This is a genomic window from Acidiphilium sp. JA12-A1 (assembly GCF_000724705.2).
Lineage (GTDB): Bacteria > Pseudomonadota > Alphaproteobacteria > Acetobacterales > Acetobacteraceae > Acidiphilium > Acidiphilium multivorum.
In genome coordinates this window covers 62453-78964 of record NZ_JFHO01000044.1, presented here as the reverse complement: position 1 = coordinate 78964, position 16512 = coordinate 62453, and the positions used below count along the sequence as shown (strand labels likewise).

The window sequence follows — 16512 nt, the reverse complement described above, 5'->3', positions numbered from 1 at the left end:
AAAACGGTCAGGCGCTGATGGCGTCGAGGATCCGGCGGACCGTGGCCTCGAAGGGGGCCCGGCCGTTTTCCGCGGCGAGGCGGCGCAGGGCGGAATCGCGCAGCGCGGTCCAGCGGGTTTCGTCGCGGTAGAGCGAGGCGATCTCGGCGGCGAAGGCGGCGGCGTCGGCGGTGGCCGGGGTGGCGATGTCCTTGCCTTGGGTCCAGCCGAGCTGGCGGCAGAGCAGTGGCGTTGCCACGCAGGGCAGGCCGAACGAGGCGGTTTCGTAGACCTTGTAGGGCGTGCCGGCGGCGAAGCGGGTGGGGGCGATGAACAGGCGGTGCTCGTCATAGGCGGGGCGCAGCTCGGCCACCGTGCCGCGCAGCTCGATGCCCGGGATGCCGCGGAATTCGGCGAGGTCGAGATCCGGCGCGGTGTAGCCGACGAAGCTGAGGGTCGGCGGCTCGCCCATGATCCGCCGCAGGGCGGGCAGGATTTCGTCGCGATACCAGCGCAGGCTGTCGAGATTCGGGCTGTCCTCGCGGTGGATGCTGGCGACGAAGAGCAGGCCGGCGCGCGCGGCGAAGGGGCGCGGCGTGGGATCGGGCGCGCGGATGGTGCCGAGCACGGCGACGCCCGGCAGGCCGGCGGCGCGGAGCAGGGCGGCTTCCGCCTCGTTCACCGCGGTGACATGCCGGCAGACCATGGCCGGGCGCATTTCGGCGGCGACGGCGGCGGCGAGGTCGAACGCGGCCTCGCCGCGCAGGGCGGCGGCCTCGGCCTCGCGGGTGGCGGCGACGGCCTCGGTATCGACCACGAAGGGCGTTGTGGCCGGATCGATCCCCGCCGCCTCGAAGATCGGGGCGGTGCGCATCAGGTTGTGGGTGCGGGAGATCCAGACCGCGTCGTAGAAGCCGGGGCGCTCGGCGAGAAGGGCCGGCAGGGTCATGATCGAGCGGTCGTGCAGCACCTCGGCGGTTTCGGGCAGGTCGCCGAACTGGCTCATCAGGTCGTGCCGCGCGCCGTTCACCGGCAGGACCGAGACCTGCCAGCCGGCATCGGCGATGGCGTGCACCGCGTCGTTGGCGCGGACGAAGCCGGAGCCGAGGCGGCGGAGCGGCACGGTATCCTCGAGGAACAGCAGCCGCCGTCCGGCGCCGTTGCGCGCGCGGGCGCGGATTTCGCCGCCCGGCGCCGGCGCCTGCTGGAAGTGCAGGAACGCCTTGTGCTTGCGGACGAAGACGCGGCGGTTGCGGCGCATCTGCTGCATCGCCGCCTCGGCGTTGCTCGAACTGCCGTATTCGAGGTGGTGGATGGTGACGTCCGGGTCGTAGACGACGCGGAAGCCGGCCTCGATCATCCGCACGCAGAGATCGACCTCCTCGTAATAGGCGGGACGGAAGGCTTCGTCGAAGCCGCCGAGGCGGCGCACGAGATCGGTGCGGCAGAGCAGGAAGACGCCGGAGCAGAAATCGACGTCGCGCACGAAATTGGCCTCGGGGGCCAGCGGCGAGGCGTCGCGCAGGTAGCCCTGGGTCGAGCCGTCGGCCCAGACGATCGAGCCGGCTTCCTGCAGGCGGCCATGGGTGCGGATGACCTTGCCGCCGACGGCGCCGATATCGGGTGCCGAGGCGAGGCGGCGCAGGGCGGCGGCGATGGCGCCGAAGCCGAGCTCGACATCGTTGTTGAGGTAAAGCACCGCCGGGGCGCGGACCTCGCGCAGGCCACGGTTGCAGGCGAGCAGGAAGCCGGGATTGCCGGGCTCGCGGAGGATGGTCGCGCCGCGGACATAGGTCTCGATCCGGGCGGTGGCGTCGGTCGAGCCGTTGTCGATCAGGATGAGGTCGAGATCGCCGGGGAAGTTGGCGCGCAGGGAGGCGAGCGCCTGCATGGTCAGCTCGAATTTCTCGTGCAGCACCATGATGACCGAGAGCGTGGGCGGGGCGGACGGGGCGAAGTCGATCCGCTGGCGGGCGAACAGGGCGGACTGGTTGCGCGCGCGCAGTTCGAAGAGCTGGCGGGCGGCGCGTTCGGGCAGGTCCGGCACGCGCTCGGGCGGGCAGTGTTCGAGCCCCTCGCGCAGGCCGATCATGCGCAGATGGGCGAAGGCGTCGCGCACCGCGCCGGCGGCGAGATCGTTGCGGACGCGGGGGTTGGTGTCGCGGTAGTAGATCAGGTCGATGTCGGCGCGGGGGCGGCGTAGTTCGAGCGTGCCGTAGCGGACGAAGTGATGGTAGCCGCTGCGGAACACTCCGGCCTCGACGGCGGCGGCGATGTCGTCATAGGTGTCGAGATGGTAGCGCTCGGAGAATTCCGGCACCGGGTCGAAGCCGGCGGCCTCGCCGCGCGTGACGTAGTGGTGCAGCGCGTTGCGGGCGCGGCCCTCGGCGATGTCGTCGCGCGCGGATTCGTGCATCGCGGCGTACCAGGCGGGGTCGAAATAGGGCGAGGTGGCGCGTTCGGGCGTGTCGTCCCAGAGCGCGTAGAGATAGTGGACGAAGGGGCCCATGGACTCGAGCCGCGCCGCGCCCTCTCCCGCGGTCTCGACCTCGCGGCGGTAGAACGCGCTGTCGAACAGGAAATGGCAGATCCGCTGCTCGCGCTGGCCGGATTTCAGCCAGTGGTCGTAGCGGCCGAAGCAGCGGTGGCGGTCGAGATTCTCGAGCGACATGTCGGCGTGCAGGTCGCCGTAGAGCGTGTCGTCGAACAGCCAGTGCGGCGAGAGGCCGCGATGGCCGTACTGGCAGAAATGATCGAAGCCCGAGGCGTAGCCGCCCTCGGCGACCAGCGCCGCGATGTCGGGGTTGCTGGCGCGGTAGAAGCCTTCGTCGAAGAGCGGGCTCGGGCTGTGCCCCAGCCGGCCGCCGACGGCGAGGTAGTATTCGAGCAGGGCGGCCTCGTCGCGCCCGGCGGCGATGTCCGGATGGCGGAGGGCGTACCAGACCGGATCGAAGAGCGCCCAGGCGGGTCGTTGCTCGGCGGGGAGGCGCAATAGGAGATGGGCGGGCTGGGGCACCTGAAATGGTCTCGCGGCTGAAATGACGGATCGAAAATGGACGGCGAATGCACGGCGACAGAACTGCAAAAACCGGTCGAGCGCAAGAACGGCTGAGAAACGGTTAGCGGGTCAGCGGGTCGTGGCCGGAGTCGGCGAGCGCGGCCCAGGCCGTGGGGGCGAGGGCGGGGACGGGATAATACAGGAACGGCTTGGCGCCGCGGCCGGGCCCGACCGCGAGGCCGGTGGACAGCACGGCGCCGCCCGTCGCCCGGAGGAATCCGGAGCGGGTGCGCGCGGCGCGCAGCGTGGCGGCGAAGCGGACCGCCGTTGCCTGGTGGCCGCCGGCGCGGCGCAGGGCGAGCAGCGCGAAGCCTGTGCCCTCGGTCCAGAGTCCCTGGCTGGCGGCGCTGAAGCCGATTCCGGCCGGCGCGCCGCGCGGCTGGCCGAGCGCGCCGAGGCAGGCGGCGAACCCGGCGGGCGGGGCCAGGCCGGCGAGGACCGGCCAGAGATTGGCGTCCGCGGCGATGAGCGGGTTGGGGGCGCCGCCGGGCAGCAGGCCGGCGGCGAACAGGCCGGTGGCGGGATCGCGCATGGCGCGGACGAAGCGCGCGGCGTGGGCGGCCTCCGCCCGCCGGCCGAGCCGGGCGAAGGCCACCGCGAGATCGGTGTTTTGTTCCGTGCTGGTCCAGCGCAGGCGCTGCGGATGCGGCGGGAAGCCGAACACGCCGCCGGTGAAGCCGCGCGGGGCGCGGCATTGGGTGACGATCCAGTCCGCCGCGCGTGTTGCCGCCTCGCGGTAGCGGGCCGCGTTGACCCCGGCGCGGGCGAGTGCGGTCCAGAGCAGGATGGCCCAGGCGATCGGGCCGGTTTCGCTGCCGGTCTGGTACGGGTCCTCGGCCCAGTGGCCGCCCGCCGCGTCCCACCAGCCGGGCAGGGGGACGGCGCCGTGGAGCAGGCGCATCGTCCCGGCGCGGTAGGCGTTGCGGAGGCGGAAATCGCGGTGGTCGGGGTCGTGGGTCTGGGCGAGGACGAGGGCGTCGGCGATGCGGGCGGCGCGCGGCGCATCGCCCGCGGCGAGGAGGGCGAGGCCGGCGAGGGCGTTGTCATAGACATAGGCGACGCCGTCATTGGCGGGGAAGAAGGCGGGGAAGCGGCGGTTGGCCGCGGTGTCGGGGTAGCTCGCCAGCAGGGCGGGGCCGGCGGGAATCGAGTCGATCGCGGCGGCGATGGCGGTGGTGGGGGATGGCGGCGCGGCGGCGCGGGCGGTGGTGTGGGCGAGGGCCGGGCTCGTGGCGAGCCCGGCGAGCAGGGCGCGGCGGCGGATCGGCCGCGCCGCGCCCCGCATGGTCAGGACAGCGCCTCGACCAGCGCCTCGGCGGTGCGGCCATTGGCGATGGTGGCGGCGCGGCGGTCGAAATGCACGCCGTTGACGCGGGCGAAGGCGTGGTGGACGGCGGGATAGACATGCGAGGAGACCAGGGCGTTGCCCTTCGTCGCCGCCATCACCGCGTCGCGCGCCTCTTTCGGCGCGAACTCGTCGAGCTCGGCCATGTGCATCACCAGCTTGCGGCCGATGTTGCCGAATTCGGGGATCAGCTTGTCGAGCATGACGCCGTAATAGGAGATGTTCACGTCGGCGTCCGACCGTGTGGCCATCATCACCGCGAGGCGGCCGCCGAGGCAGAAGCCGACGGTGCCGACCTTGCCGTTGCAGCCCGGCAGGGCGCGGGCGGTGGCGAGGGTGGTCTTGAGATCCTCGATCCCCTTGTCCTGGTCGAAGCCGTTCATCAGCTCGAAGGCGCGCTTCCACTCGGCCTCGGACTTGTCGGTGAGGTCGACGCCCGGCTCCTGCCGCCAGAACAGGTCCGGCGCGATGGCGATGAAGCCCATCTCGGCGATTTCCTGGCAGGTCGCGCGCAGCGCGTCGTTCACGCCGAAGATTTCCTGGATCACCACCACCGCGCCGGTCGGCTTGACGGAGGGGGTGACGGTGTAGGCCTTGAACGCGCCCGAACCGTCGGCGGCCTTGATGTCGATGCTGCCGATGGTCGTCGTGATCTTGTCGGTCATGAGGCTCTCCCTGAGCGCTGGTTGCAACAACGCGCCGCCCGGACGCCGGGCGGCGCGACTGCGTCAGAGATAGTGCTCTTCCGGCGGGAGAAAACCGTTGAACCCCTGGCTCGCGTAACTTGTCACGTAGGCGCCGGTATCGTGGATCAGCACGCGGTCGCCGGCGGCGAGGGATGCGGGCAGCGGGCAGGGGGTTTCGCGATACATCACATCCACGCCATCGCAGCTCGGCCCGGCGAGCACGGCGGGCGCGTCGGCGCCGGCGACGCCGGGGGCGGTGATGCGGTAGCGGATCGCCTCGCCCTCGGTTTCGGCGAGGCCGCCGAAACGGCCGAGATCGAGATAGACCCAGCGGCGGCCCTCATCCTCGTGCCGGGTGCAGGCGAGCACCACCTCGCTCACCGCAACGCCGGCATCGCCGACGATGGCGCGGCCGGGCTCGATCAGCAGGTCCGGCACGTTGTTGCCGAAGGCATGGCGCACGGCATCCATGATCGCGGCGCCGAAATCGCCGAGCGGCGGGATGTCGTCGCGGTAGCGGGTGGGGAAGCCGCCGCCGAGATTGAGCAGCCGCAGGTCGATCCCGCGCGCCCGCAGGTCGGTGAACACGGCGGCGGCCTGGCCGATCGCGGTGCGCCAGGCGCCGACGCCGGTCTGCTGGCTGCCGACATGGAAGGAGACGCCCCAGGGGATCAGGCCGCGTTCGGCGGCGCGGACCAGCAGGTCGCGCGCATGGGTGCCGCTGGTGCCGAACTTGCGCGAGAGCGGCCAGTCCGCCCCGTCCTGGCTGACGGCGAGGCGGCAATAGACTTTCGCGCCGGGCGCGGCCTCGGCGAGCTTGTCCAGCTCCTCGTCGGAATCGAAGGCGAAGAGATCGACGCCGCGCGCATGCGCCTCGGCGATGGCGGCGCGCTTCTTGACCGTGTTGCCGAAGCTGATCGCGGCGGGGGCGGCGCCGGCGGCGAGGCAGGCGCGGATTTCCTCGATGCTGGCGGCATCGAAGCGCGAGCCGAGGCCGACCAGGCGATCGAGCACCGGGGCGGCCGGATTGGCCTTCACCGCGTAGTAGATCGCGGCGTCCGGCAGGGCGGCGCGCAGGGCGGCGAAATTCGCCGCCACGCGATCGAGATCGACGAGGATGGCCGGCGTGGAGACCATGCCGGAATCGAGAAAACGGGCGAGCTTGGGGGTCATGACCCACTCCCTTCCCAGATCCATGGGCCCGGCGCTCGCGGCGCAGGGCGGGTTGCGAAACGGTCGAACGAACCAGCGACCAGACGAAACCGGCACGAATGCCGGGTTGTTGCCAGAACGCTTGACGTCGTTGCGTAACCCCCGACGGGAGGCAGAGGCACGTGCGTTGCTGCGTGGAGCGCGACATAGGGCCATCACCCCGGGGGCGCAAGTAAAATCTTGGACGCCGGGGCATGATCATTTTGCGTAAGGAAATGCAACGGTGCGCCCAAAGTGAAACGATCCCGGCTATTGTAACAGCCATGGACATCATGCCGCACATCCTCGTGGTCGACGATGACCGCGAAATCCGTGAACTGCTCGCCCGCTTTCTCGAACGCCAGCGCTTCCGCGTCACCGCCGTGCGGGATGCGCGCGAGGCGCGGCGGGCCTACCTCAACGGCCATTACCAGCTCGTCGTGCTCGATCTCATGCTGCCCGGCGAATCGGGGATCGATTTCGCCCGCTGGCTGCGCGGGGAATCGCAGGTGCCGATCATCATGCTCACGGCGCTGGGCGAGGAGCCGGACCGGATCATCGGCCTCGAACTCGGCGCCGACGACTATGTGACGAAGCCGTTCAACCCGCGCGAGCTGGTGGCGCGGATCCGCGCGGTGCTGCGCCGCGTCGGCGAGAACGAGACCCCGGGCCGCGAAAGCTCGGCGCGGCTCTACCGCTTCGCCGGGTGGGTGCTGGAGACGTCGCGGCGCCGGCTGCTCGACCCGCACGGGGTCGAGGTGCCGCTGACCGGCGGGGAATACGACCTGCTGCTCGCCCTGCTCGACCGGCCGAACCGGGTGCTGACCCGCGACATGCTGCTCGACCTGCTGCGCGGGCGGCAGGCGGGGCCGTTCGACCGGGCGATCGACGTCGCGATCTCGCGGCTGCGGCGCAAGCTCGAGGATGACGGGCGGCACGCGCAGATCATCAAGACGGTGCGCGGCGGCGGCTATGTGCTGGCGGCGCCGGTCGAGCGTTCATGACCCTCGGCCGGATCTGGGCACGGCTGAAATTCTGGCCTTCCAGCCTCGCCTGGCGCACCGGGCTCGTTCTGCTGCTCGGGTTTTCGCTGATCCAGGCCATCGGCCTCGGCGTCCATGTGCTCAACCAGATCGAGGTGAACGGGATCGTCGCCGAACGCGCGATCGCGACGCGCGACGGCGCGCTCTATCGCCGGGTGGTGAGCGCGCCGAAGCCGCTGCGGACGCAGATCGTGGCGGAGGCGAACGGCGTCGCCGGCGACCGGGTCAGCCTCGATCCGGTGCCGCCCTATTCGGGCACCTTCACCCTGCCGCTGCCGACCCGGCAGATCATCCAGGGTTCGCTGCTCGCCTTTCCGATGCCCGATTTCCTGCAGCCGAGGCAGGTGGTGATGCGGGGCACGACCGCGCCCTCGACCACGATCCTGAGCTTCGAGCTGCCGGATGGCGGCTGGCTGACGGTGCAGAGCCCGTTCCGGCCGCGCCCGCCCTGGGAACAGCCCGGCTTCGCGAGCGCCTTTCTGGTGATGTTCGCGCTCGGCGCGCTGCTGATCTTCTGGGGGGTGGTCAGGCTGACCGCGCCGGTCCGCACGCTGGCCGCCGCCGCCGAGCAGCTCGGGCGCGACATCGCCCATGCGCCGTCGCTGCCGGAGGGCGGGGCGACCGAGATCGCCACCGCGGCCATCGCGTTCAACACGATGGCCGCGCGCATCCGCCGCTTCGTCGAGGACCGGACCTTCCTGCTCACCGCCATCGGCCACGACCTGCGCACGCCGATCACCCGCCTCCGGCTGCGCGCCGAATTCCTCGACGACGACGCGCAGCGCGAGAAGATCCTCGCCGATCTCGACGAGCTGGAGGCGATGCTGACCTCGACCATCGCCTTCGGGCGCGACGTGGCGCAGACCGAGGCCTCGGTGCCGGTCGACCTCGCGATCCTGCTGCGCACCGTGATCGACGAGACGGCCGATATCGCCCCCGCCGCTTCGGCCAGGCTCGCCTATCAGGGGCCCGATCACATCACCATCCGCGGCCGGCCGCTCTCGCTCAAGCGCGCCTTCGCCAACCTGATCGGCAACGCGGTGAAATACGGCCAGTCGGCGCGGGTCTCGCTGCACCAGGCGGAGCGGCATACGCTGCGCGTCGATATCGAGGATGACGGGCCGGGCGTGCCGCCGGGCGAGCTGGAGCGGGTGTTCGAGCCGTTCCGCCGGCTGGAGACCAGCCGCAACCGCGAGACCGGCGGCTCGGGGCTCGGCCTCGCCATCGCCCGCAACGCGATCCGCGCGCATGGCGGCGACATCACGCTGGCGAACCGGCCGGGCGGCAAGGGGCTGATCGCCAGCGTGTATCTGCCCGAATGAACGCAGGCGCATCGCCGCGAGACCGGATCTGGCGGCGGTGCGCCGGTTGAGGAGGATCGAGTAAAATACAGGGATGTTTCCGCGGGTTCGCCGGGAATGACATGAATCCTGCGATTTTTTCTTGATCCGTGAGCTGACGCCTCCATATCTGGATCGAGACTGCAATCTCAGATGGTGCCCGTCGGGCGCCTGATTCATGAGCCGCCGCGTGTCCCGGTTGCGGGGGCGCGGCGGGCCGGGCGCCGCGACGAGGCGACCGGCGCCGTGATGGCGCGCTGGCGTCGTCCGGCCGCAACCCAAGACCCGACCGGTTTGTCCCGCGCCGCCCTCCGCCGGTGGGCGGCGATGCGTCGTTGCCGTTCGGGGAGAACGAAAGCGAGGCCTGACATGTCGCAACCCGCATCCGCCGCGCCCACGCGGCTCAAGAAACACCGCACCCTCTCGCTCGGCAATCTCAGCGCTGGCACGATCGGGAACGTGCTGGAATGGTACGATTTCGGCCTCTACGGCTATCTCGCGCCGATGATCGCCAGCCTGTTCTTCCCCTCGTCCGACAAGATCGCCTCGCTGCTCGGCGCCTATGGCGGGTTCGCCATCGGGTTCATGATGCGGCCGATCGGCGGGGTGATCTTCGGCCATCTGGGCGACCGGGTGGGGCGGCAGACGGTGCTGGTGACCTCGGTGGTGATGATGGGGCTGGCGACCACGGCGGTCGGGCTGTTGCCGACCTATCAGCAGATCGGCTTCTGGGCGCCGGTGCTGCTGCTGGCGGTGCGGCTGTTCCAGGGCCTGTCGGTGGGCGGGGAGTTCACCGGTTCGGTGTCGTATCTCGTGGAAACCGCGCCGGCGAACCGGCGGGGCTTCGCCGGCAGTTTCGCGAATTTCGGCTCGACCGGCGGCTATCTGCTCGCCGCCGGCTTCGCCGCGCTGACCACGCTGATGGCGGGCCATCATGCGGTGCAGGGCTGGGCCTGGCGCGTGCCGTTCCTCGCCGGCGGCGTGCTCGCGGTGCTGGCCTATCTGGTGCGTTCGCGGCTGACCGATACCGGATATGAGCCCGACAAGGCGGCGGAGGATGACGAACTGCCGATCCGCCAGGCGTTCCGCCGCAGCCCGAAGATCATGCTGCTGGCGATGCTGTTCACCTGGGGCTATGGCGTCGCGGATTATCTCACCCTCGTGTTCCTGCCGACCTTCGGGTCCAAGTTCGGCGCGATTTCCGACAGCCTGGCGCTGGAGATCGTCACCGTCACGCAGCTTTTCGTGCTGGTCCTGATCCCGCTGACCGGCTGGCTGACCGATCACTGGATCCTGCGCCGCTCCTGGCTGATCGGCAATTTCGGCGCGCTGCTGGTTCTGGCGCTGCCCTTCTTCGCGATGGCGCAGGGGGCGTTGACGCCCTTCGCCATCGCCCAGGTGGTCTCGGGCCTGATGCTCGGCTCGATCATGGGCGTCGCCCCGGCGATGCTCTCCGAGCAGTTCCGCTCTGAATACCGGCTGTCGGGCTATTCGCTGGCGTTCAATGTCGGGCTCGGGATCGGCGGCGGCACGGCGCCGCTGATCGCCACCGCGCTGATCGGGCTGACCGGAGTGAAGCTCGCCGCCGGCGCCTATCTGCTGGTCGGCTGCGCGATGTCGGTGGTCGCGCTGTGGATGCTGAAGGACCGCGGCCGCCAGCCCCTGAGGTGAGCGCGGTGCGGCGGCGGGGCGATTGACGCGCCCGCCGCGATCGGACAGGTTTCGGGCGAGGAATGTCATGAAACCTGCTCCATTCGATTACGTCCGTGCCGGGTCGGTCGCCGAGGCGGTCGGGCTGCTCGCCGCCCATGAGGGGGCGAAGCTCCTCGCCGGCGGGCAGAGCCTGCTGCCGGCGCTGAACTTCCGGCTGTCGGCGCCGGGCCTGCTGGTCGATATCGGCCCGATCGCGGACCTGCGGCGCATCGACGTCACCGCGACGATGCTGCGGATCGGCGCCGGCTGCACCCATGCGATGCTGCTCGACGCACCCGAGATCGCCGCCCATGCGCCGCTGATCGCGACCGCGCTCGCCCATGTCGCGCATCCGGCGATCCGCTCGCGGGGGACGATCGGCGGCAGCCTCGCCAACGCCGATCCGGCGGCGGAACTGCCGGCCTGCATGCTGGCGCTCGATGCGACGATCATCGCCGAGGGGCAGGCGGGCGCGCGGCGGATCGCGGCGGCGGATTTTTTCACCGGCCTGTTCGAAACCGCGCTGGAACCGGGGGAGATTCTGACCGCGGTGGAGATTCCGCTGGTGCCGGGGCGGCGGCATGGCTTCGCCGAGCTGGCGCGGCGGCATGGGGATTACGCGCTGGTCGGGCTCGCCGCCGCGATGGAGGGGCGCATCGTCCGGCTCGGGTTCTTCGCGGTCGGCCATGCGGCGCTGCGCGCGCCGGCGGCGGAGCGCGCACTCGCGGACGGGGCGCTTGCAGACGGGGCGGCGGGGATCGAGGCGGCGTGCGCGGCGCTTGCGGAGGATTTGCCGCCGCATGCGGACCCGGAGATTTCGGCGCCGGTGCGGCTGCACCTGGCGCGGGTGCTGCTGCGGCGGGTGATGAAGGAATGTCTGGCTCCATGACGGCGATTTCCCTGATCGTGAATGGCGAGCGCGTCGAGGCCGAGGTGCCGGCCCGGCTGCATCTGGCGGATTTCCTGCGCGAGCGGCTCGGCCTGACCGGCACGCATCTCGGCTGCGAGCATGGCGTGTGCGGCGCCTGCACGGTGCGGCTGGACGGGGCGATCGTGCGCGGCTGCCTCGTCCTCGCGGTGCAGGCGGCGGGGTGCGTGGTCGAGACCATCGAGGGGGTGTCGGATTCGGGCGAGCTGGCGGATTTGCAGGAGGCGTTCTGGCGCCGCAACGCGCTGCAATGCGGCTATTGCACGCCGGGGATGATGCTGGCGGCGGCGGATTTCCTCGCCCATGCGCCCGACCCGACCGACCGCGCGGCGATCCGCGCGCATCTTTCGGGCAATTACTGCCGCTGCACCGGATATGAGGCGATCGTCGACGCGGTCGAGGCGACGGCGCGGGCGCGGAGGGCGGCATGAACGGCGCCGACCGGCCGATCGGACGGGCGATGGCGCGGCCGGATGCGCGGCGGCTGACCCAGGGGCGCGGGCTGTTCGCCAGCGATATCGCGCTGCCGCGCATGGTGCATGCGGCGTTCCTGCGATCGCCCTATGCGCATGCCGAGATCGGGGCGATCGACCTGGCGCCGGCGCGGGAGATGCCGGGGGTGGTCGGCGTGTTCGACGCGGCGGCGCTGGAGGGGCGGTGCGCGCCGTGGGTCGGCGTGCTGACGCATCTCAAGGGGTTGAAATCGGCGCCGCAATATCCGCTGGCGCGAGGCCGGGTGCGGTTCCAGGGCGAGCCGGTGGCGATGGTGGTGGCGGCGAGCCGGGCCGAGGCGGAGGATGCCGCCGAGCGGATTCTCGTGGAGTATGAGCCGCTTGCGCCGGTGGTCGATCCGCTGGCGGCGCTCGCGCCGGGGGCGGCGGCGATCCATCCCGAACTCGGGGATAATCTGGCGTTCGCGCGGACGATCGAGGCGGGCGGCGGGGCGGCGGCGATCGACGCGGCGGCGGAGCGCGTGGCGCTGGAGTTCGATTTCGCCCGGCATACCGGGGTGACGCTGGAGCCGCGCGCGCTGGTGGCGGACTGGAACGAGGGCGAGCAGCGGCTGACCGTGCATCTCGGCACCCAGGTGCCGCACATGTTCCAGACCGTGCTGGCCACACTGTTCGGCCTCGCCGAGCGGCAAATCCGGGTGATCGGGCCGGACGTGGGCGGGTCGTTCGGGATCAAGATCCATGTCTATCCCGACGAGATGGCGGCGGTGGCGGCGAGCCGCATCCTGCGCCGGCCGGTGCGGTTCGTGGCCGACCGGCTGGAGAGTTTCACCGGCGATATCCATGCGCGCGGGCACCGGGTGTCGGCGCGGATCGGGGTGGCGGAAGATGGGCGGATCGAGGGGTTCGCGGTGGACGATCTGACCGGGGTGGGGCCGTATTCGGCCTATCCGCGCACCTCGGCGGTGGAGGCGAACCAGGTGATCAATCTGGTCGGCGGGCCGTATGATTTCGCGCATTACGCGGCGCGGGCGCGGGTGGTGTTCCAGACCAAGGCGATGATGTCGCAATATCGCGCGGTGGGGCATCCGATCGCGACCGCGGTGACGGAGGCGCTGGTGGACGAGGCGGCGCGGCGGCGGGGGATCGACCCGGTCGAGATGCGGCGGCGCAACCTGATCGCCGATGATGCCTATCCCCGCGCCTCGCCGGCGGGGATGAGGTTCGAGGCGCTGTCGCACCATGCCTGTCTCGACGAGCTGGTCCGGCTGATGGACTACGACGCGCTGCGGGCGGAGCAGGAAGGGAAGCGGGCGCGCGGGGTGTGGCGGGGCATCGGGATCGCGAGTTTCATCGAGATCACCAATCCGGGGGCGGCGTTCTACGGCGTCGGCGGGGCGCGGATCGCCGCGCAGGACGGGGCGACGGCGCGGCTCGATGCGGCCGGCGACGTGGTGCTGCATGCCGGCGCCACCGAGCAGGGGCAGGGGACGACGACGATCCTCGCCCAGGTGACGGCCGCGGCGATGGGGGTGGACCCGGCGCGGGTGCTGGTGAAGCTCGGCGATACCGACGCCACACCCTATGGCGGCGGCACCTGGGCCTCGCGCGGGGCGGGGGTGGGCGGCGAGGCGGCGTTTCGCGCGGCATCGGCGCTGCGGGAGAACGTGCTGGCGCTGGCCGCGAGCATCCTGCAGGCCGCCCCGGAGGCGCTCGATATCAGGGATGGCGCGATCGTCGATGCGGCGGGCGGGGCCGAGCGGATGAGCCTCGCCGAGCTGGCGCGCATCGCCCATTTCCGGCCCGACACGTTGCCGCAGGGGGTGGAGCCGGCGCTGGTCGCGAGCCGGCATTACGTGCCGCGGGAGTATCCCTTCGCCTTCACCAACGGGGTGCAGGCGGCGGTGGTCGAGGTGGACGCCGAGACCGGCTTCGTGCGGCTGCTGAAGCATTTCGTGGTCGAGGATTGCGGGACGATCATCAACCCGTTGCTGGTGGACGAGCAGATTCGCGGCGGCGTGGTGCAGGGGCTGGGGGCGGCGCTGTTCGAGGAATGCCGCTACGATTCCGAGGGGCAGATGCTGAACGCGACGATGGCGGATTATCTGGTGCCGATGGCGGCCGAGATGCCGGACATCGTGATCGGCCATGTCTGCACGCCGACGCGGGAAAGCCATATCGGCGCCAAGGGCGTGGGCGAGGCCGGCACGGCGGCGGCGGCGGCGGCGGTGCTGAACGCGGTGAACGACGCGCTCGCACCGCGCGGCGCGCGGATCACCGCGCTGCCGATCACGCCCGCGCGCGTGCTGGAAGCCCTCGGCATCGGCTGACGCGGAGGGCGCCGGCCGCGGTCAGCGGCCGGTGAGGATCTGACTCGGTCAGCGGCCGGTCAGGATCCGTTCGATGAGCTGCTTCACCGTCGGGATGAAGCCGTTGGAATAGAACGGATCGGTCGCGAAGCGGTAGCCGTTGTGGCCGCTGAACATCAGGTTGTGGTCGACCGAATCGGGGTCGTTATGGGTGTGGGCGATGTCCTGCAGGGTCTTCTGGATGCAGAAGCTGCGCGGGTCGGCCTTCTTGCCGGTGGAGAAATCGGGCTCTTCCTGCGACCAGTTGGAGAAGCGGCACTGCGAGAGGCAGCCCATGCAGTTCACCTGGTCGAGCCGGATTTCCTCGGCGGTTTCGGGGGTTTCGAAGACGAGGGTGGAATCCGGGGTGCGCATCGCCTCGGTGAAGCCCTCGCGCTCCCAGGCGTGGACGTCCTTGAGGTCGGCCGGGGTGAGCCAGACCGGGCGCTTGCGCGGGCCGACGCCGTATTCCTCGGTATGCTCGCCGACCGGCTCGGTGGTGTAGGCGACCTGCCGCTCGTTGCGGGCGCGCAGGCCCTGGATGAAGCCGTTGTTCACCGCGCTGGAATAGAAGCCGGTGGGCGAGAAGCGGTTGAGGAAGACGTCGCCCTGCTTGAGGGTGAGGAGCTTCTGCTTCCAGACGTCGCTGATCGGGCTTTCCCTGGTCAGCAGCGGGCGGGTGCCGAACTGGAAGGCGACGGGGCCGAGATCCGGATTGTCGATCCAGTCCTCCCATTCCTCGAGCCACCAGACGCCGCCGGCCATGATGATCGGCGTCTCGCCGAGGCCGAACTCGCGCATCTGCCGGCGCAGCGCGATGACGCGGGGCAGCGGGCTTTCGGGCCTGGTCGGGTCTTCGGAGTTGGACAGGCCGTTATGGCCGCCGGCGAGCCAGGGGTCTTCGTAGACGACGCCGCCGAGCAGTTCCTGCGCCTTGTGGTAGGCGCGGCGCCAGAGCGCGTTGAAGGCGCGGGCGGAGGAGACGATCGGATAGTAGTGGATGTTGAATTTCGAGGCGATTTCCGAGAGCCGGTAGGGCATGCCGGCGCCGCAGGTGATGCCGTTCACGAGGCCTTTCGCGCCTTCGAGGATGCCGGTGATGACGCGCTCGGCGCCGCCCATCTCCCAGAGGATGTTGGCGTGGATGCGCCCCTGGCCGCCCGATTCCTCGTGCGCGCGCCGGGCCTGGGCGATGCCGCCCTCGATCGCGAAGGCCACGAGCTCCTCGTGGCGGGCGCGCCGCGTGGTGCCGTGATAGACCTGCGGGACCGGACGGCCGGAGTCGTCGTAGCTGTCGGCATTGACGGCGCTGAACGTGCCGACGCCGCCCGAGGCGGCCCAGCTTCCGGCCGAAAGTCCGTTGGAGACCGCCACACCCTTGCCGCCTTCGACCAGCGGGAGAACATCGACGCCGCCCATCCTGATCGCGTTGATCGTCTTCATCGTCTCGATAACCTGTTCATCGCCTGCGCGATGCCATCCTGAGTTTCACTGCCGCCCGCCGTCCATCGTCGCGCGCCGCCCCGTGCCGGGCCGGCCGTGGGCGAGGATCGGGTGTCGGGCGGGGGGTGCCGCCGAAACGCCGATCCGGCTTGCTGGGCCGGCTTGCGGTGCCGCATCGCGAACGCCTGCACCGTCCGGATACGAATTCATATCATCATTCGGATGCACGAGAAACCGCCGCGTGAGACGCCGATACACGAAACCGTCATGCACCGTCCACAAAATCCGCACGCGCCGCGCGCCAGCGCTGCCAGCCCGCCGCGCGCAGCTCGCAGGCCGGGCAGGTGCCGCAGCCATAGCCCCAGTCGTGCAGCGTGGCGCGCTCGCCGCGATAGCAGCTGTGGCTGCCGGTCCGCAGCGCCTCGACCAGCGCGGCGCCGCCGAGTTCGGCGGCGAGCTCCCAGGTGGCGGCCTTGTCGCGATACATCAGCGGCGTCTCGACCGTGACGGCGCGGTCGAGGCCGAGCGAGAGGGCGAGCTGCATCGCCTGCATCGTCGTGTTCCGGCAGTCGGGGTAGCCGGAATAGTCGGTCTCGCACATGCCGCCGACCAGCGCGCCGATGCCGCGGCGATAGGCGAGGGCGGCGGCATAGGTGAGGAAGAGCAGGTTGCGGCCGGGGACGAAGGTGTTGGGCAGGCCGGCCTCGGTGGTCTCGATCTCGATCTCGGCGGTCATCGCGGTGGCGCCGAGGGTGGCCAGCGCGGCGCTGATGTCGAGCATCGTGTCGGCGCCGAGTGTGGCGCGCCAGGGGCGCAGGCCGGCGATGGCGGCGCGCAGCGGGGCGCGGCACTCCAGCTCGACCGCGTGGCGCTGGCCGTAGAAGAAGCCGATCGTCTCGACCCGGTCGTAGCGGTCGAGCGCCCAGGCGAGGCAGGTGCCGCTGTCCTGGCCGCCGGAAAAGAGGACGAGGGCCGCGCCGGATGCGGCGGGAGGGGAGGTGGTCATG

General features: G+C 71.0%; 12 protein-coding genes. 6 read left to right on the top strand and 6 right to left on the bottom strand.

Annotation, left to right across the window (positions count from 1 at the left end; genetic code table 11):
- Window positions 1-7: 7 nt before the first annotated feature.
- The 4 genes from RT91_RS08605 to RT91_RS08590 all read right to left on the bottom strand — a co-directional run bounded on the left by RT91_RS08605 (window position 8) and on the right by RT91_RS08590 (window position 6241).
- Window positions 8-2995 carry a glycosyltransferase gene (locus tag RT91_RS08605; protein ID WP_035186764.1) on the bottom strand — a complete coding sequence of 996 codons (2988 nt, stop codon included), beginning with the start codon at window positions 2993-2995 and terminating at the stop codon, window positions 8-10.
- 103 nt (window positions 2996-3098) lie between these two features.
- A complete protein-coding gene (locus tag RT91_RS08600; RefSeq protein ID WP_035186762.1) occupies window positions 3099-4322 on the bottom strand; it encodes a hypothetical protein in 1224 nt (407 codons plus the stop codon).
- Window positions 4323-4324: 2 nt separating this feature from the next.
- A complete protein-coding gene (locus RT91_RS08595; RefSeq protein WP_013640584.1) occupies window positions 4325-5047 on the bottom strand; it encodes a dienelactone hydrolase family protein in 723 nt (240 codons plus the stop codon).
- Window positions 5048-5110: 63 nt separating this feature from the next.
- Window positions 5111-6241 carry a type III PLP-dependent enzyme gene (locus RT91_RS08590; protein ID WP_035186760.1) on the bottom strand — a complete coding sequence of 377 codons (1131 nt, stop codon included), beginning with the start codon at window positions 6239-6241 and terminating at the stop codon, window positions 5111-5113.
- 302 nt (window positions 6242-6543) lie between these two features.
- On the opposite strand from RT91_RS08590, the gene RT91_RS08585 reads away from it, so the two are divergent.
- The 6 genes from RT91_RS08585 to RT91_RS08560 all read left to right on the top strand — a co-directional run bounded on the left by RT91_RS08585 (window position 6544) and on the right by RT91_RS08560 (window position 14044).
- Window positions 6544-7263, top strand: a complete 720-nt coding sequence (locus RT91_RS08585; RefSeq protein WP_007423383.1) for a response regulator — start codon at window positions 6544-6546, stop codon at window positions 7261-7263.
- Entirely contained in the window at window positions 7260-8624 is a 1365-nt protein-coding gene (locus RT91_RS08580) for an ATP-binding protein (RefSeq protein WP_013640583.1), read from the top strand. Before RT91_RS08585 ends, RT91_RS08580 begins: the two co-directional genes overlap by 4 nt.
- 387 nt (window positions 8625-9011) lie before the next feature.
- Window positions 9012-10313 (top strand): MFS transporter, encoded by a 1302-nt coding sequence (locus RT91_RS08575; protein WP_007423385.1) that lies wholly within the window; start codon window positions 9012-9014, stop codon window positions 10311-10313.
- A gap of 67 nt (window positions 10314-10380) precedes the next feature.
- Complete coding sequence (locus RT91_RS08570) at window positions 10381-11223, top strand: xanthine dehydrogenase family protein subunit M (protein ID WP_035186756.1); 843 nt, start codon at window positions 10381-10383, stop codon at window positions 11221-11223.
- The gene (locus tag RT91_RS08565; protein WP_007423178.1) at window positions 11220-11693 is read left to right on the top strand and encodes a (2Fe-2S)-binding protein; all 474 of its coding nucleotides are present in this window, start codon (window positions 11220-11222) and stop codon (window positions 11691-11693) included. The genes RT91_RS08570 and RT91_RS08565 overlap by 4 nt, the downstream gene beginning before the upstream one ends.
- Window positions 11690-14044, top strand: a complete 2355-nt coding sequence (locus tag RT91_RS08560) for a xanthine dehydrogenase family protein molybdopterin-binding subunit (protein WP_035186753.1) — start codon at window positions 11690-11692, stop codon at window positions 14042-14044. Before RT91_RS08565 ends, RT91_RS08560 begins: the two co-directional genes overlap by 4 nt.
- A 48-nt stretch (window positions 14045-14092) precedes the next feature.
- Here the strand turns inward: RT91_RS08560 and RT91_RS08555 are convergent, their stop codons facing one another.
- Both RT91_RS08555 and queC read right to left on the bottom strand, forming a co-directional pair.
- A complete protein-coding gene (locus RT91_RS08555) occupies window positions 14093-15505 on the bottom strand; it encodes a nitronate monooxygenase family protein (RefSeq protein ID WP_007423180.1) in 1413 nt (470 codons plus the stop codon).
- Window positions 15506-15770: 265 nt separating this feature from the next.
- On the bottom strand, window positions 15771-16511 hold the full coding sequence (queC, locus tag RT91_RS08550; RefSeq protein WP_035186750.1) for a 7-cyano-7-deazaguanine synthase QueC: 741 nt from the start codon (window positions 16509-16511) through the stop codon (window positions 15771-15773).
- Window position 16512 lies beyond the last annotated feature (1 nt).